The following is a 22,243-nucleotide window of genomic DNA, read 5'->3' as shown; positions in this document are numbered from 1 at the left end:
TTATGTCACATATACTAGCTGGACTATTTGATCATCACAGCGATTACAAAAAACTGGAAAGTGATCTGGAAAATTCAGGATTTGAAAATGAAGATTACATGGTGTACCTTAATAGTGATTCTAATCATTCCCAATATCTGGCAAGTGTTACTGTAAACGATAACAGTCAGATTGATCTTGCCCGGAATATTTTCGTTCAGAATGCAGCATTGAAGTCATATTTATTTGAAAATATGAATATTGGTGAAATGAATTATGATACTATCAAAAAATACATTGATGCAAGGAACAGGGCCGAAATTCACAACAGCCCCGATATTAAAATCAAAACATCAAGTGACGGAATGAATTCGGAAGTAAAATTCTAACCGGCATAAACGAATAATCACAGATCCGTAGACTCTTCTACGGATCTTTTATATTTGAAAAAACTAAAAATTTTCGTATTTTCGTTGTATTATAGGCATCTGCACAAATGAGTTACGATTTAGAACAAGAGAATAAAGAGATCCTTGCCAGATATAAGGATCTGATTTCTAACACATACAGAACGCTGGATGAGGAAAACAACAAACTCATCCGGAAGGCATTCGATATCGCATTGGATGCTCATAAAGACCAAAGGAGAAAGTCTGGGGAACCTTACATCTACCACCCTATCGCTGTGGCCAAAATCGTGGCAACAGAGATTGGACTGGGAGCAACATCTATTGCCTGTGCACTGCTTCATGACGTCATTGAAGATTCTGACTATACCTATGAAGACCTGAAAAAAATCTTCGGGGAAAAAATTGCCAATATCGTCAACGGGCTTACCAAGATCTCCATCATGAATCATCAGAATATTTCTGTACAGTCTGAAAACTACAGAAAGCTTTTGCTGACTCTTTCCGAGGATTTCAGGGTGATTCTGATCAAGATTGCAGACCGCCTTCACAATATGAGAACGCTGGAAAGCATGGCTCCGGATAAGCAGAAAAAAATTGCTTCAGAAACGGTATATATCTATGCTCCCATGGCGCACCGTCTGGGATTGTACAACATCAAATCTGAGCTCGAAGACCTTTCACTAAAATACAATAATCCTGAGGTATACAGTGAAATTACAGAAAAACTTGAACTTGCCAAAGAAAGCCGTGAACGGTATATTGAGGAATTTAAAACCGAAGTTTCCGAGAAACTGAAGGAAGAAGGTCTGAATTTTACGATCAAAGGCCGTGCAAAAGCTATTTCTTCCATTTACAGGAAGATGCTGAAACAGGGGGTTTCTTTTGAAGAGGTTTTTGACAACTATGCAATCAGAATTATCTATAAATCTGACGCCAAAAATGAAAAGTTCCTAGCTTGGAAGATTTACTCCATCGTTACGGATGTCTATCACAGTAACCCGTCAAGAATGCGTGACTGGATCACCCAGCCTCGTTCTACAGGCTATGAAAGTTTGCATTTAACGGTTCTTGGTCCTGATAAAAAATGGATCGAAGTTCAGATCCGTTCAGAGCGGATGGATGAAATTGCTGAAAAAGGGGTGGCTGCCCACTACAAATACAAAGAAGGTTATAAACAAAGTTCTGATGACAGGAATTTTGAAAAATGGGTCACTGAGATCCGTGAAGTTCTTGAGCAGCAGCAGAACCTTTCTACGTCTGAGCTTTTGGATAACATCAAGCTTAATCTGTATTCAAAAGAGGTATTTGTCTTTACCCCGAAAGGAGAAATTAAAATTCTTCCAACGAATGCAACGGCTCTGGATTTTGCTTTCTCCGTTCACTCCGATCTGGGAATGAAATGTTTAGGCGCTAAAATCAACGGAAAACTGGTTCCTATTTCTTATATCCTTCAAAACGGGGATCAGGTAGATATCCTTTCTTCCCAGAATCAAAAGCCGAAGTCTGACTGGCTGGAATTTGTAGTCACTTCTAAAGCCAAATCCAAGATCAAGAGTTACCTGAATTCCCAGAAAAACCAATTGGTAGATGAAGGTAAAGAGATCCTGCAGAGAAAGCTTCGTCATGCGAAAATCAATTTCAATGATGAAGAAGTCAACAAGCTTCAGAAATTCTTTAATCTGAAATCATCCCAGGAGCTGTTCCTTAAATTCCAGAGCAATGAGCTGGATGCGAGCAGCCTGAGAAAATATATAGAAAGTAAAAACGTTTTCAACAATTTACTTTCAAGATTCAGAAAATCACCATCCAAGAATCAGCAATTCGAAGAACCGAAGGAGCAGAATCTGGATATGATCGTCTTCGGAAAAGACGAAGAAAAACTCAACTACAGCTATGCAAAATGCTGTACCGTAATTCCTGGAGACAAGATCTTCGGGTTTATTACGATCTCGGACGGTATCAAGGTACACAGTGACAACTGCCCGAATGCTATTAACCTCAGAGCACAATATGATTATCGTGTCATCCCGGCCAAATGGGTCAACGCCGAAAGTTTCAAAAACAGAGTAAAAATTGAAATTGAGGGACTCGACAGAATGGGAATGATCAACGATATCACCACTGTCATCAGTGGAAGCATGGGAATGGATATGAAAAGCATGTCCATTGAATCCAACAACGGCGTTTTCACCGGAAACATCAACTTGGAAGTAAAAAATAAGGGTCAGCTTGAAGAGACCTTTAAAAAACTTAAAAGTATTAACGGCGTTTCAAGAGTGAGACGATTACAATCTTAAATATGAATTTATCTCTTTATTTTAAAAAATTTTTCAACAACAGTCAGGCATCAGGAATCATCCTTATCTTCTGTGTGCTTATTTCATTACTTATCGCCAATTCATCAGCAGCAGAAACTTTTCAACATTTTTTAGATAAAGTAGTAGGTACTCACCTCTTTGGGCTTGAATATCCTGTCAGCATCTGGATTAACGACGGATTGATGGCTGTATTTTTTCTTCTGGTGGGTCTTGAGATCAAAAGAGAGCTTGTAGAGGGCGAGCTTTCATCTTTCAAAAACGCTTCACTGCCTATTTTTGCAGCAGTTGGCGGAATGCTGGTTCCTGCTGTTATCTACAGCATTTTCAACTCCGGAACCGAGTATAGCAATGGCTGGGGAATTCCTATGGCTACGGATATTGCCTTCTCACTGGCCATTATTTCTATGCTGGGAAAGAAAATTCCCAATTCGATCAAGATATTTTTAGCAGCATTGGCAATTGTAGATGACCTTGGAGCTATTCTGGTGATCGCTATTTTCTATACCGAACAGATTCACTGGAGCTATCTTCTTCTGTCTTTCGGAGTAACTGCTCTTCTGTTTCTTTTGAACTTTTTAAAAGTTACCAAAACGATATTTTATATTATTCCGGGATTATTTTTATGGTATTTCCTTCATCATTCCGGGATACATGCAACAATAGCAGGAGTTTTGCTGGCATTCTCTATTCCAACAAATGCTTCCAATGTAGAAATTTCACCTTTAGAAAAACTGGAGCATCAGCTTCACATTCCGGTAAGCTTTCTGATCATGCCTGTTTTTGCCCTTACGAATACCAATATTACTTTCTCAGGAGATATGGTTGCCGGGATCAGCAGTACATTAGGACTAGGAATTATCTGCGGTTTGATTCTCGGAAAACTGATCGGAATCAATGTATTCTCCCTGATTGCTATTAAATTAAAGCTGAGTTCCTTACCTCAGAACAGCAACTGGCTCCAAATGATTGGTGTAGGGCTTCTGGCGGGAATAGGATTTACGATGTCAATCTTTATCGCTTTATTATCCTTTAAAAATGAAATCCACATTCAGGATGAAGCTAAATTTGCGATCCTGATCGCTTCTTTTGTAGCTGCCATTTTAGGATTTACCATTTTAAGCATAAGCTCTAAAGGAAATGCAGAGCCGGAAGAAAACTAATTTTTCTTCCTGTCTTCCAGTTTTCTTTTATGATCTTCATTACTCTCAAAATCAGGCTCTGAGATTGGCGTATGATACTGAACAGCTTCTTTCTGAATCTCATCGGAAAGAAGTTTTTCTATTCTGAGCTTTCTGATAGCCATATTCAGTTCGTTTCCGAACAGGAGAAGATATACATTCACATTCACCCATACCATCAGCAGGATCATGCTTCCGATAGATCCGTAAAGAACATTGTAACGGGCAATATCTTTTACATAAATGGCAAAAATATAAGTGGTGACCACAAATAATACGGTGGTAAGAATCGCTCCGGGGATTGCCTGTCTGAATCTGGTGATCTTAACGGTTCCCAACCAGTAAAACAGGGTAAGAAGGATAAAATAAAATAGAGGAAAGGAAACAAATCCGATAATTTTGGAAAGGTTATTCACCAGCCACGAAATATCATAGGCCGGAGTAAAAGGTTTCATCACCACTTCTGCATAATACACACCGAAAAGCGCTAAAAATACAATGGTAATAAAGCCGATCGTAATGAAAAATGACAAAATAAACTCTTTTACATCACTCAGCTTTTCATCAGAGTTTTCATTGAATCCGTTGATGAGCGAAAAAGTACCATTGGTCGCAAAAAGCAAAGCCAGAACAATTGTCAGATTACTGATTCCTTTCATATTGGGAACAATATTGGCCTCGATATATCCCCGTATATCTCCTTCCATATTGGATGGAAATACATTATGCATCAGCACATCAAAAATATAAAACTGCAGCTTGGCATAATGTGGCATATAAGGCAAAACCGACAATAGAAACAGAATAAAGGGAAACAGACTTATGGTAAAGCTCCAGGAAATAGCAGCTGCCTTACGTCCTATATTTCCTTTGAAAATCCCGGAGATATAAATCTGAAACATCTGCCAAAGTGATATTCCCAAAACAGGAATATGGATGTCATCAAAAAACTCTTGAATTTTCAGGATAAATCTGGGAACTTTTACACTCATCTATAGTTATATTAATGAAAAACTTACTCTCTGAAACCATCATTTTTTTCAGATATTCTGCAGGTCTTTTCATACAAATATAAACATTTTCCCTCTCCTATTTCCCAAGCTGCATTATATAGAATTCAGTCTGATAGGTCTGAAATATTCAAATTATGATTTTTTTGCGTTTATCACTGTCATGCTTTTTACATTCAATAAAAATCGGTTGGAATATTCCAATTGTTATTGTTACCTGAATTCAGCATATGAACTTCTGATCTTCAGAGGGCAGGAAGTTACCAAGTCCGCAAAAGAATAATCTTTGCATTTGCATTATTTTTAATGATTATTGCTAGCTAATGTAGACTAAAAGCACATTTCTGCCGCATTTTCCAGCCGTTGACCTGTCGCATGAAAATTATCACTTTGAGCCTTGAACACAAAAGCCCTATCTTTGCATTCTGAAACTATTCATCAATGCGAATCAGCTTACTTTGTATCGGTAAAACAGACGATAAAGAGATCACTTCTTTAATTCATTATTATCTCAACCGTTTACCCAAACACTGGAATTTTGAAATAACGGAAATTCCTGATGTGAAAAATGCTAAAAACCTTTCTCCTGAACTTCTTAAAAAAGAGGAAGCAAAGCTGTTTTTGAATCATATAGACAAAAATGATCTTGTGGTGATCCTTGATGAAAAAGGAAAACAGTTTACGAGCCGGGAATTTTCTCAGAAAATCGATAACTGGATGAATTCTTCTGTGAAAAAAGTTCACATCCTGATCGGTGGAGCTTATGGCTTTTCAGAGGAAATGTACAGCAGGGCGAATGAAAAACTCTCACTATCAAAAATGACATTTACCCACCAGATGATCCGTCTGTTTATTGTAGAGCAATTGTACAGGGCAGACCAGATCCTGCAGGGAAAACCTTATCATAACGACTAATAAAAAATGGCCTCCGCAGGGGGCCATTTTTCAATATATAATGCTGTTTTTATTTCTTTTTAAAACAAATGGTATTGATTCCTGCATTATAACAGTAAGTTCCTCTTTTAAGCCTCTTCTTTACATCTGAAAAATTTTCTTTCAGATTTTGTTCATGGTCTATAACTGCCAGCCAATTCTGCACTTTAAGCCTTAATGGTGTAGTTTCCGGTTTTTGCTGACCGGGAGGGTAAAGCTCGGGAAATGCAAAACTTTCCATTTTATTATTTTTCAACCGTTTCAGAGTCAGAGCATCTCCATCCAGATAAGCCACTTCTTCATCATTATACGTCTCATCCGCAGAATCAATACCTGCTTCTTTCAACTTTAAAACCATTTCTCTGGCCGCATCCGGAAACAGGGTTGTCTCTGACACGATTTCAAGATCGCTTCCTTTCTTTTTCAGATGGGTGTTGATGGTTGCAGAATAGGTATTATCCTTATGATGTTTCAATACAACAACCTGAGGTGAATTGCAAAGCCCGAATTCATAATAGCTGAGGTATTCCCCGGCCTCCTGCCCTTTTGAAAATCCATAGCACAGAAGTGCTGTTATACAAAGTATTTTGATGGTTATTATATTCATTTTATCCGGAAAGATTTAAATAATGTTCTTTATTTTTTCACACATTTGGTATAATATTCTGCCAGCACTGCTTTTTCATAGCCTAATCCTACGGCTTTATCAAGGTTCTCACAGGCTTCTTTAGGCTTGGCTGTATCAAACAGGATTAAAGCTTTGGTCACATAAGACTGTGAAAATTTTGAATCAATAGAAACGGCTTTATTTACATCTGCGAGAGCTTCTTTATACTTTTTCATTTTCAGATAAACATCTGCCCTGTCATTGTATAATAGGGACTCCGGTTTTTCCGAAATAAGCTGATTATAATCCTTTAAAGCACCATCCAGGTCACCATTATTTTTTTTAAGCGCTGCCAGCCCTGTTTTGGCAAAGAGATTATCGGGTGCAAAGGTCAGAATCTGAGTAAGGTCATTGATAGCAAGCTCCTTTTTTCCCTGGCTATCATAAATTTTGGAACGTGTAAGGTATAAATCAGGATTTTTGTCATCTACCTGAAGTCCTTTTTCAATATATTCCAATGCTTTGGTCTTATTTCCTTTCTGGCTGTGTAATGAGGCCAGATTGGCATATACAGATACCGACATGGGATTTGCCTTCAAGGCAGATTCATAGGATTTAAAAGCAAGAGCAGCTTTTCCCGATCTTCTTTGGGCAGTTCCCAGATAATCATAATATTCGGATTTGAATTTCTGGATCTGTTCTTTTTCAGCCAGTTTGGAATACTGTTCTTCAGCGCACTTATAATCGCCTTTATTGAAACAGTCTTCAGCTATTTTTTTGTCCTGGGAATAAGCATTGAATGAAAAGCAAATACATGCTGTGAGTAATAAAGTTTTTTTCATGAGGTTATCGTTTGTTTGTTAATCACTTTTCTGGCGAGTGCACCAAATATCACTCCCAATAAAGATCCAACAAACGCTCCCACCAAAATATCAATTGGAAAATGCACTCCTAAATAAATACGGCTGTAGGATACGACCAAAGCCCATACAAATATAGTATATGGAAACCATTTAAGTTTATTTTTCAGCAAAATACTTAGAAAAGATGCTAAAAAGAATGTATTGGAGGCATGAGCAGAGTAAAATCCATACTGCCCGCCACATTTCACAATTCTCATGTGATGTTCCAGTGTAGGGTCATGGCAGGGCCTTAATCTCGCCACACCATATTTGAAAACACCGGCAAGCTGATCAGATACTGTAGCTCCGATGGCCAGAAATATAAGAATAAAGACCAGAGATCTCAGCTTATAATTCTTGTATAAAAAGTAAAGGAATATAATATAAAGGGGAACCCAGATCCATGTACTGGAAATCATCATCCAGAACTGATCAAAAGAAGAGTCTCCCAAATTGTTAAGGTACAGAAATACCTTTTTATCTTCCTGAATAAGCTCCTCCATATTATCTGCTTACAGGGCCTTCATAAGTTTCATCTTCTGAAGGTTTTATTTTTGGAGTTTCATTGGACGAAGCAGGTTCTGTAAGAATATCTTTTTTGATATCATTTACAGGATTGAAATCTTTGGCAGCATCTTTTACCTTTTCAATTTCACGTTTGATCTCAGAAACAGGATTATCCGTTTCCTTCATGATTTCTGTTTTGATATCTTCTACTGCTCCACGCATTTTTCTTACACCTGATCCTAAGTCACGCGCGATCTGAGGAAGTTTATCCGGTCCGAATAATACAACGATTGCAATAGCAATGAGTGCCATTTCTCCAATGCTTAATTCCATGGTGTAAAATTACGAAAGATTATAGACTTATGTTAGCGTAAATGAAAAATTTAAACAAATTTTAAGATTTTCAGAGGCAGATTGTGGGCTGTGACCCGAGATGCAGGAATTAAGATGAAGGTTATAGGTAACGGATTCGGTTTTTCAGTTATGTTATATAAAACGAGTAGTTATTAATTATTGTTACTGCTATTTGTGACCTTGCAATTCTGAATTTTTAATTTATTAATAAATAATTAACTCAAAACACTGAGAATTATGTAACGAATCATTATATTTACTTTACACAACAAAAAATTAATATGAAAAAATTAGTAACTACTTTTAAAGTTTTTGCCGCACTGTCGGTATTAGCTCTCAGCAGCTGCAGTGATGAGAACAATGAAATCACGAGGCAGGAAACAGTTCAGGCTAAAGTAAGCCCTGAAGATCTGAAAAAGGAAACCACTCCCCTTCCATCAAAAATTGTTCCTGAAACAGTACAGGTACAGCTGAATGAATCCAAAAAAAATCTTGAGACCTATCTGAAGAGCGATTTACAGATTGCAGAAGTCAATATTATCGGAAAAATCTCTACTCAGAAAGGAATTGACATTTCCCAAAGCTTAATCTCTGATCCAGGCCAGTTTATTGCGCTGGGAAATATCATGGAAACGTCTTCTGTAAAAATCGGAAAGATCGGAGACCTGTATACCGGTGATGATCTGGCAATAGCTCAAAAAGGACTGAAAGATGCTATCACTGAAGAAGTAAAAGCCGGAACCAACGTCATGGAAATCACCTGGAACAGCAAAAAAGGAACATTCAGCACATTATGCTTTTACAATGAGTCCGGAATTATCTGGGATAATATCCTGGGCGGACTGGTCATGATGGATACAAGGGCCAATACGGAGACCTCCAGCGAAACCCAGGCTGCAAAAGTTGTCTCTAAATGGTACAAACAATGGTGGACTGCCAACTGGCTTTGGGGGTCTAAAAGAGGGGAAATCGGGTATCAGATCACCATTTATTACTCTGGATCTACAGTTTCCAATGCGGATGTGAGCGACTGGGGTTCAATCAGCTTAGGAAAGGCAAAAAGCGAAAGCAAAATCATCAAAAGAACAGGCGCATACGGACAGTGTCAATATGCACTGGGACTTTGTACTCCTACCGGTTCCCTGAGCTTTAATTCCAGCAAATTCTCAGTATCATTCTCAGGATTAGGAAGTAATATTGTGAGCAACGGAACAAAATCTTTATATCCTTAATCTTCATATAGAATTAAATTTCAAAACGAAGGGAAGCCAGATGGCTTCCCTTTTATCTTATAGCATTTATCAGAAACATTGTCAGTCATTCAGTTTTTTCTTCAGCAAATCTATTGCATTACCTCTTAATCCAAAAGTATTTTTGAGTATTTCAAATAACTGCAGGTTATTATCTATAGAGACAGATTCTTTTAATCCTTCATTTGATCGGATATTCAGCACATGATCCGTATAGGTATAACGGGCGTTTTCATCTACTTTTGAAAGAACCAGATTTTTCTTAAAACCTGATTCAGGAAGTGTAGCAAGGTACCAATTGGCAATTTCCAGATCAATTGGTTCTACTTGCTCCAGGGCAAAACGATAAACAGGAAACCATTCTTCCCGCAAGGTCCAAAGCACGTATTCTTCTTCTTTTTTTGATATCTTAAACAACCCGTTAGGAGTCTGCTGGGGTCCTTCATCATTCAAAACTAAAGGAGCAGTGAGTGTTGCTGTACCGAAACCACAATCTACGAGATGTTTTTTTCCTTCAAAGTCAACAATAAGGAGTAAATGGGTCTTTGCAGCAATGCTGTTTTCTTCCCTTTTCCAAACTACCCTGCCCAATTGCAGCTGAACGGGAAATCCTATATATTTCAGTACTTCACTTAAAAGCAGATTCTGCTCATAGCAATATCCTCCTCTTCCATGAACGACCAATTTCTGAAAAACATCATCCGCATTCAGAGACGGAACTGTTCCTGTGTAAGGATCTATATTTTCAAAAGGAATATGCTTGGGATGAAGCTGATGGATTTTTTTCAGGGTATCCATATCCATTGCCAAATCTCCGGAATAATGAATCCGTTCGAGGTATTGTTCTAATTTCAATTCATTCATAATATAGGGCTTTAACGCAAAGACAGCTATCAAGAAGATTCTGTAACTCTATCACAATTTACGTAAATATTCAGAATCGGTCTGTAAAAAATAAGGTTAAGATGTTCAATGCATCTTAACCCTGTTTTTATTTTGAATATTTATCTTCCGGGAGTGGATCTAAATTTTTCGGTTTTTTCTGAAAAGCAGAATAGGTAATGATGACGCTAACTGCCATCAGAATAAATGCCAGGAAGAATGGCGCTCCCGAAAACTTGAAAGGCGCTTCATCGTGGGTAAAAAAGTAAAACAGGTTGGTCATCATCGGAGGCCCGATAATGGAAGTTGCACTCATTAAACTCGTCAGAGCTCCCTGAAGCTCTCCCTGTTCATTGGAAGGAACACTTTTAGTAATAACAGACTGTAAAGCCGGTCCACAAATACCCCCAAGACAATAAGGAATGAGGAATACAAACATCATCCAGCCTTCTGAAGCAAATGCAAATAACAGCATTCCTACAGCATAAAAAGCCAATCCGTAATAAATACTTTTCTGTTCTCCCAGTTTTGGTGTTGTCCATCTGATCAGAAGTCCCTGTACCAATCCTACCAGCAATCCTACTACTCCTAATGAAATTCCCACCATTCTTTCTGTCCAGCTGAATTTATACATAGTAAAGAAACTCCAGTTACTCTGTACAGCATGACCTGCTATATAAATTAAAATCAACGAAACAATGAGTCCGGAAATTTCGGGGTGCTTACCTAAAAATTTAAATGATCCTACCGGATTGGCACGCTTCCAGTCAAACTCTCTTCTTTTATCTTTATCCAAACTTTCCGGAAGGATGAAATAACCGTACAGGAAATTGAGCAGACACAGACCTGCAGCGGCATAGAAAGGAACCCTGGCTCCATAATGTCCGAGAACTCCACCCAAAACCGGTCCTATAATAAATCCAAGTCCAAATGCAGCTCCTATCAGTCCAAAGTTTTTGGCCCGGTCTTCATCGGTAGAAATATCTGCGATATAAGCACTTGCCGTGGTGACGCTTGCCCCTGTAATTCCTGCTATTACTCTTCCTAAAAACAGCCACCAGATTGTAGGTGCTAATGCCAAGAAGATATAATCTACAGCAAATCCGAAAAGTGAAATCAGAATAATAGGTCGGCGCCCGTATTTATCACTCAGGTTTCCAACTAGGGGAGAAAAAATAAACTGTGTGAATGCATAGGCAAATCCCAGCCAGCCTCCATACTTTGCAGCTTCACTGATATCTGCATGAATCAGTTCTTCGATCAGTTTCGGAACCACAGGTATAATGATGCCCCATCCGGTAATATCAATCAGTAAAGTAATAAATATGAAGCCTATAGCCGCTTTTTTCTTTGAATTTTCCATGATGGTGCAAAATTAATCAAATCTTAAAAATAATGATTATAAATTTCATTGTATTAAAGAAGTATAATACAGAATAGCAAATCTATATCAATAAAACAGAATTCACTTCACTCTTTTTAATACAATTTTATACTTCATGAGTAATGAAAACAGAAGTCACTTACAAAGCAATGTGTTTTCATTGATTTAATTACAATAAAAAAAGCCCTTCTTTCGAAAGGCTTTTACTAATTTATTGTAGTTCGTATTACTTTGAAGCAAGTACTTCTTTGTCAGAAGTTGTTTTACCGTGTACTTCTTCTTCTTTTCCTTTCTTCAGGAAATCATAAGCAATTGCTGATGCAATAAAGATGGATGAATAAGTACCGAATCCGATACCGATCAACAAGGCAAACATGAATCCTCTAAGGTTATCACCACCAAAGATGAAGATCGCAAGGATCACAAGGATTGTAGTAAATGAAGTGTTGAATGTTCTACCCAATGTACTTGAAATAGAGTCATCAAACAATCCAGCCAATGTCAATGATTTCTTCTCTCTCAGATACTCCCTGATTCTGTCGAAGATAATTACCGTATCGTTGATAGAGTACCCCAATACCGTAAGGATCGCAGCAATGAAGTCCTGGTTGATCTCCATATTGAATGGCATATACTTGTGAAGTAATGAATACGTTCCCAAAATAATAACCGCATCGTGGAATAGTGCAGCAACTGCACCCAGAGAGAACTGCCATTTTCTGAATCGGAATAAGATATAGATAAAGATACCGGCCAATGCAGCTACTACAGCAAGAATACCGTGTGTCTGAATATCATCTGCTACTGTAGGTCCTACTTTTTCAGAAGAAATAATTCCTGCATGGTCTTTATCCGCAGATTTGAAATCATTCAGTGTAATATTAGCCGGAAGCTCTCCTTTTAATCCTTCGTATAATTTCTGCTCAATCGTCTGGTCAGCTTTTAAAGATTCATCTTCAATAAGATAATCTGTAGAAATTTTCAACTGATTTGAATTTCCGAAAGTCTTCGCTTCCACAGAAGAGTTTTTCCCATCTTCAGTTTTGAAAAGTTTTACCAGCTTCTCTTCAACGTCATTGGCATTTACTTCTTTATCAAATCTTACCACATAGTTTCTACCTCCTGTAAAGTCGATACCATATTTGAACCCGTGAGTAGCTATAGAAATGATACAAACCACAGTTAATACCGCAGAGATGATATAAGCATATTTTCTCTTTCCGATGAAATCGATCCATGTGTTTCTGAATAGATTTTTAGTTGGCGGAGTCCATACAGAAAGGGTCTTACCTTTATTCAGTCTGCTGAAGATCATCACTCTTGATAACAATACAGAAGTGAACAAGGTCATGATAATACCGATCATTAATGTCAAAGCAAATCCTTTGATAGGTCCTGTTCCGAAGAAGAATAGCACTACCGCTGTAAGTAACGTAGTTGAGTGACCGTCGATAATTGCACTTAATGCATGTTTGAAACCGTCTTTATAAGCTTCCAGGATGCTCTTACCTGCAAATAATTCTTCTTTCGTTCTTTCATAGATAATTACGTTGGTATCTACCGCCATCGCCATCGTCAATACGATACCTGCGATACCAGGAAGAGTCAGCGTAAAGTCTCCGGAATCCATAATTCCGAAAATATAGAATAAGTTAATTACCATCGCAATTACAGCGTACACACCGGCACCACCGTAATAGAAAATGATATAAACAATGATAATTAAGAATGCGATTGCGAATGAAATCATACCGGCATTGATAGATTCCTGTCCAAGAGACGGACCTACCTGAGTAGCCTGTACTACTTTTGCACCTGCAGGTAATTTACCGGCTCCTAATACGTCAACCAGTTCTTTAGCTTCTTCCTGAGAGAAGTTACCAGAGATTTGAGTTCTCCCGTTAGGAATAGCACCTACAACGTTTGGAGCAGTGTATACTCTGTTATCAAGTGTTACAGCTACTGGTTTTCCAACGTTTTTCTCCGTTAAAGTTTTCCATTCTTTAGCACCTTTAGAATCCATCTGCATGTCTACCACTATTCTTCCAAGTTCGTCATAGCTGATGTTCGCAGTTTCTACGGCACCGTCTACCGGAGCTTTTTGGTTGATGTTACTTCTGATTGCATACAATACCAAATCATCAGGGCTTGTAGCTTCAGGTTTGTAACCCCACATAAACTGTGTATATTTAATGTTTGCAGGACGTAAAGCCATACCTACTTTGCTGTTCAAGATTTTGTTTACAGCAGCAGTATCAGACAATTTTACGTTGGCAACACCATTAGTTCTTAATTTGTCAAGCTGTAAAAGGTTCATGAAGTTCACATTCTTTGCAACTCCCATAGAATCTCCTTTTGCAGCAACCATAGTTGTCAAAGTCTGGAAATAAGGCGCAATTTCAGGAATCTGCTGTACTTCCCAGAATTGAAGTTTTGCAGAAGTCTGAAGCATTTTCTTCACTTTGTCGATATCTTTCATACCAGGCATTTCCACAGAAATTCTAGCTGTACCAGGTACTCTCTGAACGTTCGGCTGGATCGCTCCAAGCTTGTCAATTCTCGTTCTGATTACCTCGAAAGCTGTTCCTACAGAAAGATCAATTCTTCTTTTTATAATACTTTTTACCTGCTCATCAGTAGTGTTGTACTTGATTTCAGATAGATTTGTATTTCCGAAAAGTTCCGGATCAGCTAGCTTCAGGTTTGTTCCTTTTGCTTTGTTTACCGCATCGAACTGTTCAAAGAAATTGTCGATGTAAGATTTTGTTGAGTTTTTCTGAGCTTCATCAGTCTTGTTTAAAGCCTCAATAAGAACAGGATTCGTAGAATAATTGGTTAAATCATTTACCAGATCTCTCTGATTGATTTCCAAAAGAACGTTGATCCCTCCTTTTAAGTCAAGACCCAATTTCATTTCCTTGTCCTTCGCTTTAGAATAATAAAGCTTTGTATACCCAAGATTAAGAGTATCTTCCTTGATTCGTTTGATCTCTTTCTCGTTTCCTTTCGCAGCTTCAATCTGCGATTCAATTTTGCTGGTGTACCAGGTTGGCAATAGCTCGTTTAAGCAGATCAACCCCAGGACAATAGCAACAATTGTAATAAGTCCTTTTCCTTGCATTTTGTTATAACTACGTTAAATTAAGTCGGCAAATATAATGATTTTCTTGTATTTTATGAATTTTTAACAACAGAAATGGTTTATTTTCAGATATATTGGTATTCTGATTTCTATTTAAGATTTAACAATTATTTGACGGTATCATCATAAAGTCTGCAAAATCTGATTGGTATAAAATTTTCATTCATATTTCAACACCTTAACTATCAAAATATTATGAAAAAACTACTTTTTAGCATCAGTATTTTTTCTTCCTTAATCGGTAATGCCCAAAGCATTAATCTGGAAGAATTTGTGAGCGGACTGACCAGTCCCGTAGAGATTACAAACGCTAATGACAGCCGTCTGTTTGTCGTTCAGCAAAACGGAATTATTAAGATTATTCAACCTAACGGGACCATTAATGCCACTAATTTTCTGAATATTTCTTCAAAAATTATTTTTGGTGGTGAAAGGGGGCTTCTAGGGCTTGCATTTCACCCGCAGTACTCTGTAAACGGGTATTTTTTTGTGTATTATAACAACCCTGCCGGAAATATTATCGTGGCAAGATACTCTGTAAGCTCCACAGATCCCAATGTAGCCAATGCCGGTTCTGAAAAGATCCTGCTGAATATTCCCAAACCATTCTCCAATCATAATGGCGGAAGCATTCATTTTGCCCCTGACGGAAAATTATGGATCATCACAGGAGACGGCGGAAGCGGCGGAGACCCCAACAATAATGCCCAAAATAAAAATTCACTGCTGGGAAAAATGCTGCGGATTGATGTAGATGCCACTGACCCCACTCCTTACAACATCCCTCCTGACAATCCTTTTGCCGGGGCTGGTGTAGACGGAGCCGATGAAATATGGGCTTACGGTCTCAGAAACGCCTGGAAGTATTCCTTTGATCTTACTACAGGAAACGCTATGATTGCTGACGTGGGCCAGGAAAACATAGAAGAGATCAACAAAATGCCCATTACACAGGCTGGTATAAATTATGGCTGGCGCTGCTATGAAGGAAATAATGCTTACAATACAGCAGGATGTCCCGCCCAGTCTACGATGACATTCCCGATCGCAGTGTATGATCATTCCGGAAATAAATGCTCCATAACAGGAGGGTATGTCTACAGGGGAACTCAATATCCGTCTCTTCAGGGGAAATATTTCTTTGCAGATTACTGCTCCACACAAATCGGAATTCTGGACAGCAACAATACCATAACCTGGACTTCTGCGTACAGCGGGAATAACTTCTCCACTTTCGGACAGGATTCACAAAAAGAATTGTATGTAGCAGCAGTGAATAGCGGGAAAATTTTTAAAATTACAACCGGAACTCTATCAACAAAGGAAAATGATCCTTTAGGAACTGTGAAGATCTATCCAAATCCAGCCTCCAAAGAAATCTTTATAGATGGGATAAAGGATAAAAAAGTAACGGCAGAAATCATCAGTGCAGAGGGAAGAAAGGTTCTGGAAACCGGTCAGATTACCAGCGGAAAGAGCATTGATATTTCCGGAATAGCCTCCGGTGTTTATTTTATCAATGTAAAATCCGGTGATCTGAAATCTTATAGCCAGAAAATTGTCATTAAATAAAAAAATTGATACAGACAGCTATCCTTTGTATAGATTAGCTTTAAGTAGCAGTAAGACTTCAACTAAAATCTTAAAGCAAATAAAAAAGCGGCTCAACACTGAACCGCTTTTGTTTTATATCGTCATGGAGAAAATCCTCGTTTCCGGTTTATTTCTCATCATTCTCAGGTCGAAAACCATTGCAACATTTCTGGTGAAGGCTCTTCCCGCTTCTGTAATTTTTATTTCATGCCCATTGATTTCAACTAAACCGTCATTTTCCATCTCTTTCAGCATATCTAATGCATTTTCAAGTTCCGGGAATGAATTGGTTTCATTGAAAGTAGTTTCAAGCTGGCACATCAGGTTAAGAATATGTCTTCTTACCACCAGGTCTTCTTCATTAAGCACATGGCCCTTCACTACAGGAATCTGGCCCTCTTCCACCATTTTCTGGTATTCTTCCACCGTTTTTACATTCTGGGCAAAAGCATACCATGAATCTGAGATTGCTGACATCCCCAGTCCTACCATCAGTTGGGTGTTGCTTGAAGTATACCCCATGAAGTTTCTGTGAAGTTTTTTATGAATCAAAGACTGGTATAAATCATCATGTTCCAGAGAGAAATGGTCCATTCCAACCTCAATATATCCCAGATCCTGAAGCAGTTTTTTACCATCTTCATACAAACGTCTCTTTTCTTCTCCGCTTGGAAGGTCATTTTCATCAAATCCTCTTTGTCCTACACCTTTCACCCATGGAACGTGTGCATAAGAATAGAAAGCAAGTCGGTCCGGTTTCAGTTCCATCGTTTTTCTGATGGTGTGTTCCATCGCCTCCCAGGTCTGATGCGGAAGACCGAAGACCAGGTCATGGCTGATTCCCCTGTAACCTATTTCCTTCGCCCATTCCGTTACGTTTTTCACGTTCTCAAAAGGCTGGATTCTGTTGATCGCTTTCTGTACTTTAGGGTCGTAATCCTGTACTCCAAAGCTTACTCTTCTGAAACCAAGGTCATACAAAGTCTGAAGATGTTCTTTTGTAGTGTTATTCGGGTGACCTTCAAAAGAGAATTCAGGATGTTCCGCAATATCTACCGTTGAAAAGATTCCTTCCAATAATGTTTTTAAATTTTCAGGAGAGAAAAATGTCGGTGTACCGCCACCCAGGTGAAGCTCTTTCAGTTTAGGCCTTTCATCGAAAAGTTCCAGGTAAAGTTTCCATTCTTTTAATACGCTTTCCAGATAAGGAACTTCAACGCTATGCTGTTTCGTTATTCTTTTATGACATGCACAGAATGTACACAACGCCTCACAAAAAGGCAAATGGATATAAATAGAAATCCCCTCTTCCGCATTGGTTTCATGAAAAGACCTGATCACGGTCTCCTTCCATTGTTCCGGTGAGAATGTAGTTTCATCCCAGTAAGGAACGGTAGGGTAAGAAGTGTAACGAGGTCCGGGAATATTATATTTATCTATTAAAGAGTTCATTTTGAAAAATTAAATTAATCAGATGATGAAATTTAACATAATTAAAATTTCGTCCTGCAAAATTAACCATTAGTTGTGAAATATAACCTATGAATTATATTAGGCTCTATTTTATAATGAGTCTAAATACGCATTATCAATACCTTTCTTCAATAATGATAATTTCTATCCATATTATTTAAAATTTTAATTTCACTACTGAAATCTTTCCATTGCCCGCAACTGCAATTCTATGGGCATCTATCCATTCACAGACAAAAAAACCTTTTTCATCTGAAATCTTCTTCCAGGTTTTTCCGAAATCTGAAGAATAACTGATGTGACGGTCACCTACAGCAATCATTTCTTTTCCTTTTGAGCCCGGTTTGATTTTCACACAGGTTGTATATCCTGCATTCTGCCCTGAAGCCTGAACCTGCCATGTTTTACCTCCATCATTGGTGGTTGCAATATTATTGATATTGGCTTCCTGCTTAGTATAATCACCTCCTACCGCAATTCCGAAATGATCATCATAAAAATCGATGGAATACATTCCCTGCGAAGATTCCCCCTGAACAAACGGGGTATTGAATACTTCAATTTTTTCATTTTTCAGATCCATTCTTAAGATTCTCGAGGCTTTACCACCTGTTGCAATCCATAGGTATTTCTGAGTAGAAGAAATATTGGTATTACTGGCTGCAAAAGCGGCTTCGCCTTCATTCAGTTTCAAATCACTTTTCAGCATACTCCAGTTTCCATTTCTGTATACGGCAAGCTTCAGCAAATTATCTTTGTCTGCATCACTGAAGGTATATCCCAGCTTATCGTTCACAAAATGTAAAGCATCATAGAAAGCGGTTTGAGAGGGATCTGTAAAGACAACCTGTGACTTCATGTCCTTTTTGTCTATTGCAAAGAAACGGCCCGGACTTCCGATATTGATGGCATAGAAGGACGTTTTATTCTGACCCAGGGTACGGAACTCAAGCTTTTCTTCCGAAAGTTTGATCTGCTTCTGGTTTTTATAATCTTTAAGATCTACAAACCCGAATTTAGCTTCCGTTCCACTGTACCAGACCTTATGATCATAAAGCTCAATCGCCCTGATGCTTATTTTATCATTAAGGATCGTTTCAATATTTTCTACCTGTTGAGAAAATGCACATATTCCTGCAGAAAGGAATATAATGGAGAGTATTTTTTTCATAAGCTTATATTTTTAAGAACAAAAAAACCGCCGAAGCGGTTTATATATTGATTGATTTAGTCTACGTTTTTATATTTTTCAGGATTATTAAGTTTACTGTTTGATTTTCCATAAAGGAAATACACTAAACCACCTAAGAATAACCATACAGCAGAAAGTTCCAGTGCGTGGGCACTTAAGTTAAAAATCAGATAAAGATTGATTACTACTCCCAATGCTACTACCACTTTATAAGCAGGAACCTTAAAAGGTCTGATCAATGCAGGTTCTTTCTTTCTCATTACCCAAACAGCAATACATACCAGTGTAAATGCAAACAGGGTTCCGAAACTTGTCATATCCGCAAGAGTAGAAATTGGCGTAAAGGCTGCAATGAACGCTACTACAATTCCTAACAAAATAATTCCTTTATAAGGAGTCTTTGTTTTTGGGTGAAGCTCACCGAAGAACTTAGGAATCAATCCGTCTTTTGCCATACCGATGAAGATTCTGGACTGTCCCATCATCATTACCATTACTACAGAAATCAATCCTACAGTAGCAGCAATCGTTACCACATTACTTGCCCAATGTTTTCCTGCAATTTCAAATGCGTAGGCTACAGGAGCTTTGATCGCATCAGGATATTTTCCTTCAGGATTAAAGTCTGTATAATGCATCATTCCTGTCAATACAAGAGATACACAGATATACAAAGCAGTACAGATCAATAATGAAGCAATAATCGCAAAAGGCACATCCTTTTTAGGATTAATCGCCTCCCCTGCCTGGGTAGAAACAGCATCAAAACCGATATAGGCAAAGAAAATTGCAGCCGCTCCGGAGATGATTCCTTTGATACCATAGGCAGAAACCATATCGCCTTCAGAATTCTTGATCTTGATCTGATCAGGAATAAATGGCTTCCAGTTTTTTACTCCGTCTACAGCGTTATAAAGGTCAGTATTGGAGAAGATAATATAAACTCCGGCTATGATCACGAAAATAACTGCAGAAGTTTTCATCAGAACGATCAGGTTATTGGCACCCGCTGCTTCTTTAGTTCCTTTTACAAGTAAAGCTGTAATCAATAGAACAAGGATAAATGCAGGCAGGTTCATAGAGAAACCGTCACCGGTATAACTTGCCGGGTCTGAGGTAAGATAAGCCGGTAAGTGAATATTGAATATTTTCAGAAATTTATTAAAATATCCGGACCAGCTCACCGAGACCGCCATACTGGCCATAGCATACTCCAGAATGAGACACCAGCCCATTGCCCAGGCAAAAATCTCTCCTACTGTTCCATATGCATAAGCATACGCTGAACCTTCCACAGGAATAATGGATGCAAACTCTGCATAACATAATGCTGCAAAAACGCAGGCAATACCTGCTATAATAAAGGAAATTGCAAGTGCAGGACCTGCATGGTAATAGGCTCCGGTTCCGGTAAGAACAAAGATTCCACCACCAATGATAGCACCCACTCCAATTGCTGTTAAACTCCATTTTCCAAGGACTTTTTTCAGCTCACTTTTCTTCATATCTGCCTCATAGGCACTTAGTGGCTTCTTAACCCAAATTTTCGACATGTTTTTTTATTTATTAAGGATTCACGAAAATATAAAAAATTTAGGAACTCTCACGTTTATCGTTAAACTTTCATGATTTATTTTACATTAATATATCAAAAACCTGAACAAGACATTATTTAATTCATTTTAAAAAGTCCATATTTTTGCTTATTTTTGATCGCATGAATTTATATGATCTTTTTGTAAAGCCTTATGAAAGCTACGATTCTTTACAAATTGCACTGGAAACGGCAGGTGCTGTTTTCGGAACTTTGAGCGTATATTTTTCCATTAAAAAAAATATATGGGTATATCCTACCGGCATTATTTCTACCCTGATCTATGTATATATTCTTTTTAATTTCGGATTACTGGGAGACTGTCTTATTAATGTATACTATACGATCATGAGTGTCTATGGCTGGGTTTTATGGGCAAAAAACTCAGAAGATCATATACATGTAGACGTTACATGGGCTACAAAGAAAGAATGGCTGTATGCGAGCATTCTTTTTGTACTCAGTTTAGTATTGGTTACAGTTATTTACTACTACAAACCTTATATAGATAATCAGTTTTCTATGGAAGGGGCCAACCTTGGATTGTATCATCTGGACTGGGCCAATTGGATGGATGTTTTCACAACTTCAATATTTTTAGCAGGAATGTGGTTTATGGCCAAACAGCGCATTGAGAACTGGATTTTCTGGATTATCGGAGATCTTATTTGCATCCCGATGATGATTTTTAAGGGACTTGGTATCACTTCGGTGCAATATTTGGTATTTACTATAATGGCTATCTTAGGATACGTCAATTGGAAAAAAAGTTTTAAAGAAAAAAGTACAATAAAGTCATGAAAAATTTATTAAAAATAGCACTCAGTATTTTTGCTATTAGCAGTTTAACTTCTTGTTTAGCATATTCAGATGGATACGCCAATAATGGCTATGGTTATGGTGATCCTTATTATAATAACGGATATTACTATGCCCCTTCCGGATATTATGGAAGCGGTGGATATTGGGGTAATGATGGCTATTACTATAGAAATAATATTAATTATTATTATGATAATGGTATTCCTTACTATTATGATAGTTACAACAACTCCAGAAGAAAAGTGTATGTGGAAAGAAGGTCTTCTACAATAACCACCCAGAGACCTAACAATGGTTTCAGAAATAATAACGGATCTTACAATAACAATAATAGCGGAGGATTCAATAATAACAGAAACTCCAACAGTAACAGCGGGTTCAGAAACCAGGGAAACCAGGGAAATCAGAATAACCAAAACAGTGGCGGATTCAGAAATCAGAACAGCAGCGGCAATAGCGGATTCAGAAATCAAAGCAGCGGTTCTCAGAACAACCAAAACAATAGCGGATTCAGAAACCAAAACAGTGGCGGGTTCAGAAACAGCGAAAGCAGTACAAGATCAGAATCATCATCCAGCGGGTTCAGAAACAACTCAAGCAGCCAAAGCAGTGATGCCAACAGACAGAGCAACGGAAGAGGCTTCAGATAATTAGATAAAACGATTATAAATAAGGAAACGAACAGTTAACACTGTTCGTTTTTCATTTTAAAT

At 38.0% G+C, this 22,243-nt stretch carries 19 protein-coding genes; 8 read left to right on the top strand and 11 right to left on the bottom strand.

Annotated features, from left to right (window positions below; genetic code table 11):
• Positions 1–2: 2 nt before the first annotated feature.
• The 3 genes from ACTJJF_RS16970 (at position 3) to nhaA (ending at position 3,867) form a co-directional block, all read left to right on the top strand.
• Positions 3–368: a hypothetical protein gene (locus ACTJJF_RS16970; protein ID WP_312306419.1), complete on the top strand. Its 366-nt coding sequence runs from the start codon at positions 3–5 to the stop codon at positions 366–368.
• Between the two features lie 107 nt (positions 369–475).
• Entirely contained in the window at positions 476–2,686 is a 2,211-nt protein-coding gene (locus ACTJJF_RS16965; protein WP_065397341.1) for a RelA/SpoT family protein, read from the top strand.
• 2 nt (positions 2,687–2,688) lie between these two features.
• On the top strand, positions 2,689–3,867 hold the full coding sequence (gene nhaA / locus ACTJJF_RS16960; protein WP_440700392.1) for a Na+/H+ antiporter NhaA: 1,179 nt from the start codon (positions 2,689–2,691) through the stop codon (positions 3,865–3,867).
• Here the strand turns inward: nhaA and ACTJJF_RS16955 are convergent.
• Positions 3,864–4,877 (bottom strand): YihY/virulence factor BrkB family protein, encoded by a 1,014-nt coding sequence (locus ACTJJF_RS16955; RefSeq protein ID WP_276161413.1) that lies wholly within the window; start codon positions 4,875–4,877, stop codon positions 3,864–3,866. The two genes, nhaA and ACTJJF_RS16955, sit on opposite strands and share 4 nt — an antisense overlap.
• Positions 4,878–5,336: 459 nt before the next feature.
• Here ACTJJF_RS16955 and ACTJJF_RS16950 point away from each other — a divergent pair, with 459 nt between their 5' ends.
• Positions 5,337–5,810 carry a 23S rRNA (pseudouridine(1915)-N(3))-methyltransferase RlmH gene (locus ACTJJF_RS16950; protein WP_312306409.1) on the top strand — a complete coding sequence of 158 codons (474 nt, stop codon included), beginning with the start codon at positions 5,337–5,339 and terminating at the stop codon, positions 5,808–5,810.
• A gap of 49 nt (positions 5,811–5,859) precedes the next feature.
• Here the strand turns inward: ACTJJF_RS16950 and ACTJJF_RS16945 are convergent, their stop codons facing one another.
• The 4 genes from ACTJJF_RS16945 to ACTJJF_RS16930 are packed head-to-tail and all read right to left on the bottom strand — an operon-like array spanning position 5,860 to position 8,177.
• Positions 5,860–6,435 (bottom strand): hypothetical protein, encoded by a 576-nt coding sequence (locus tag ACTJJF_RS16945; RefSeq protein ID WP_312306407.1) that lies wholly within the window; start codon positions 6,433–6,435, stop codon positions 5,860–5,862.
• 29 nt (positions 6,436–6,464) lie between these two features.
• Positions 6,465–7,277 (bottom strand): tetratricopeptide repeat protein, encoded by an 813-nt coding sequence (locus ACTJJF_RS16940; protein ID WP_440700391.1) that lies wholly within the window; start codon positions 7,275–7,277, stop codon positions 6,465–6,467.
• Entirely contained in the window at positions 7,274–7,840 is a 567-nt protein-coding gene (locus tag ACTJJF_RS16935) for a phosphatase PAP2 family protein (protein WP_312306403.1), read from the bottom strand. The genes ACTJJF_RS16940 and ACTJJF_RS16935 overlap by 4 nt, the downstream gene beginning before the upstream one ends.
• Before the next feature lies 1 nt (position 7,841).
• Positions 7,842–8,177 carry a Sec-independent protein translocase subunit TatA/TatB gene (locus ACTJJF_RS16930; RefSeq protein WP_312306401.1) on the bottom strand — a complete coding sequence of 112 codons (336 nt, stop codon included), beginning with the start codon at positions 8,175–8,177 and terminating at the stop codon, positions 7,842–7,844.
• Positions 8,178–8,479: 302 nt separating this feature from the next.
• On the opposite strand from ACTJJF_RS16930, the gene ACTJJF_RS16925 reads away from it, so the two are divergent.
• Complete coding sequence (locus ACTJJF_RS16925) at positions 8,480–9,430, top strand: hypothetical protein (RefSeq protein ID WP_440700390.1); 951 nt, start codon at positions 8,480–8,482, stop codon at positions 9,428–9,430.
• Positions 9,431–9,511: 81 nt separating this feature from the next.
• On the opposite strand, the gene ACTJJF_RS16920 is transcribed toward ACTJJF_RS16925, so the two are convergent.
• The 3 genes from ACTJJF_RS16920 to secD form a co-directional block, all read right to left on the bottom strand.
• On the bottom strand, positions 9,512–10,312 hold the full coding sequence (locus ACTJJF_RS16920) for an arylamine N-acetyltransferase family protein (protein ID WP_440700389.1): 801 nt from the start codon (positions 10,310–10,312) through the stop codon (positions 9,512–9,514).
• 127 nt (positions 10,313–10,439) lie between these two features.
• Entirely contained in the window at positions 10,440–11,693 is a 1,254-nt protein-coding gene (locus ACTJJF_RS16915) for a TCR/Tet family MFS transporter (protein WP_440700388.1), read from the bottom strand.
• Positions 11,694–11,940: 247 nt separating this feature from the next.
• Entirely contained in the window at positions 11,941–14,835 is a 2,895-nt protein-coding gene (secD, locus tag ACTJJF_RS16910; protein ID WP_440700387.1) for a protein translocase subunit SecD, read from the bottom strand.
• Positions 14,836–15,051: 216 nt separating this feature from the next.
• On the opposite strand from secD, the gene ACTJJF_RS16905 reads away from it, so the two are divergent.
• A complete protein-coding gene (locus tag ACTJJF_RS16905; RefSeq protein WP_440700386.1) occupies positions 15,052–16,428 on the top strand; it encodes a PQQ-dependent sugar dehydrogenase in 1,377 nt (458 codons plus the stop codon).
• Positions 16,429–16,542: 114 nt separating this feature from the next.
• On the opposite strand, the gene hemN is transcribed toward ACTJJF_RS16905, so the two are convergent.
• The 3 genes from hemN to ACTJJF_RS16890 all read right to left on the bottom strand — a co-directional run bounded on the left by hemN (position 16,543) and on the right by ACTJJF_RS16890 (position 20,667).
• Positions 16,543–17,901: an oxygen-independent coproporphyrinogen III oxidase gene (gene hemN / locus ACTJJF_RS16900; RefSeq protein ID WP_440700385.1), complete on the bottom strand. Its 1,359-nt coding sequence runs from the start codon at positions 17,899–17,901 to the stop codon at positions 16,543–16,545.
• A gap of 178 nt (positions 17,902–18,079) precedes the next feature.
• Positions 18,080–19,093, bottom strand: a complete 1,014-nt coding sequence (locus ACTJJF_RS16895) for a WD40/YVTN/BNR-like repeat-containing protein (protein ID WP_440700384.1) — start codon at positions 19,091–19,093, stop codon at positions 18,080–18,082.
• Positions 19,094–19,149: 56 nt separating this feature from the next.
• Entirely contained in the window at positions 19,150–20,667 is a 1,518-nt protein-coding gene (locus ACTJJF_RS16890) for an amino acid permease (protein WP_312299349.1), read from the bottom strand.
• Positions 20,668–20,831: 164 nt separating this feature from the next.
• On the opposite strand from ACTJJF_RS16890, the gene pnuC reads away from it, so the two are divergent.
• Positions 20,832–21,509 (top strand): nicotinamide riboside transporter PnuC, encoded by a 678-nt coding sequence (gene pnuC, locus ACTJJF_RS16885; protein ID WP_312299352.1) that lies wholly within the window; start codon positions 20,832–20,834, stop codon positions 21,507–21,509.
• On the top strand, positions 21,506–22,180 hold the full coding sequence (locus ACTJJF_RS16880; RefSeq protein WP_440700383.1) for a hypothetical protein: 675 nt from the start codon (positions 21,506–21,508) through the stop codon (positions 22,178–22,180). The genes pnuC and ACTJJF_RS16880 overlap by 4 nt, the downstream gene beginning before the upstream one ends.
• Positions 22,181–22,243: the final 63 nt, after the last annotated feature.

Origin of the sequence: Chryseobacterium sp. 22458, from assembly GCF_052044975.1 — a bacterium.
Classification (GTDB): domain Bacteria; phylum Bacteroidota; class Bacteroidia; order Flavobacteriales; family Weeksellaceae; genus Chryseobacterium.
Note: the sequence above shows the minus strand (reverse complement) of the source record. Positions and strands in the feature narration are given on the sequence as shown.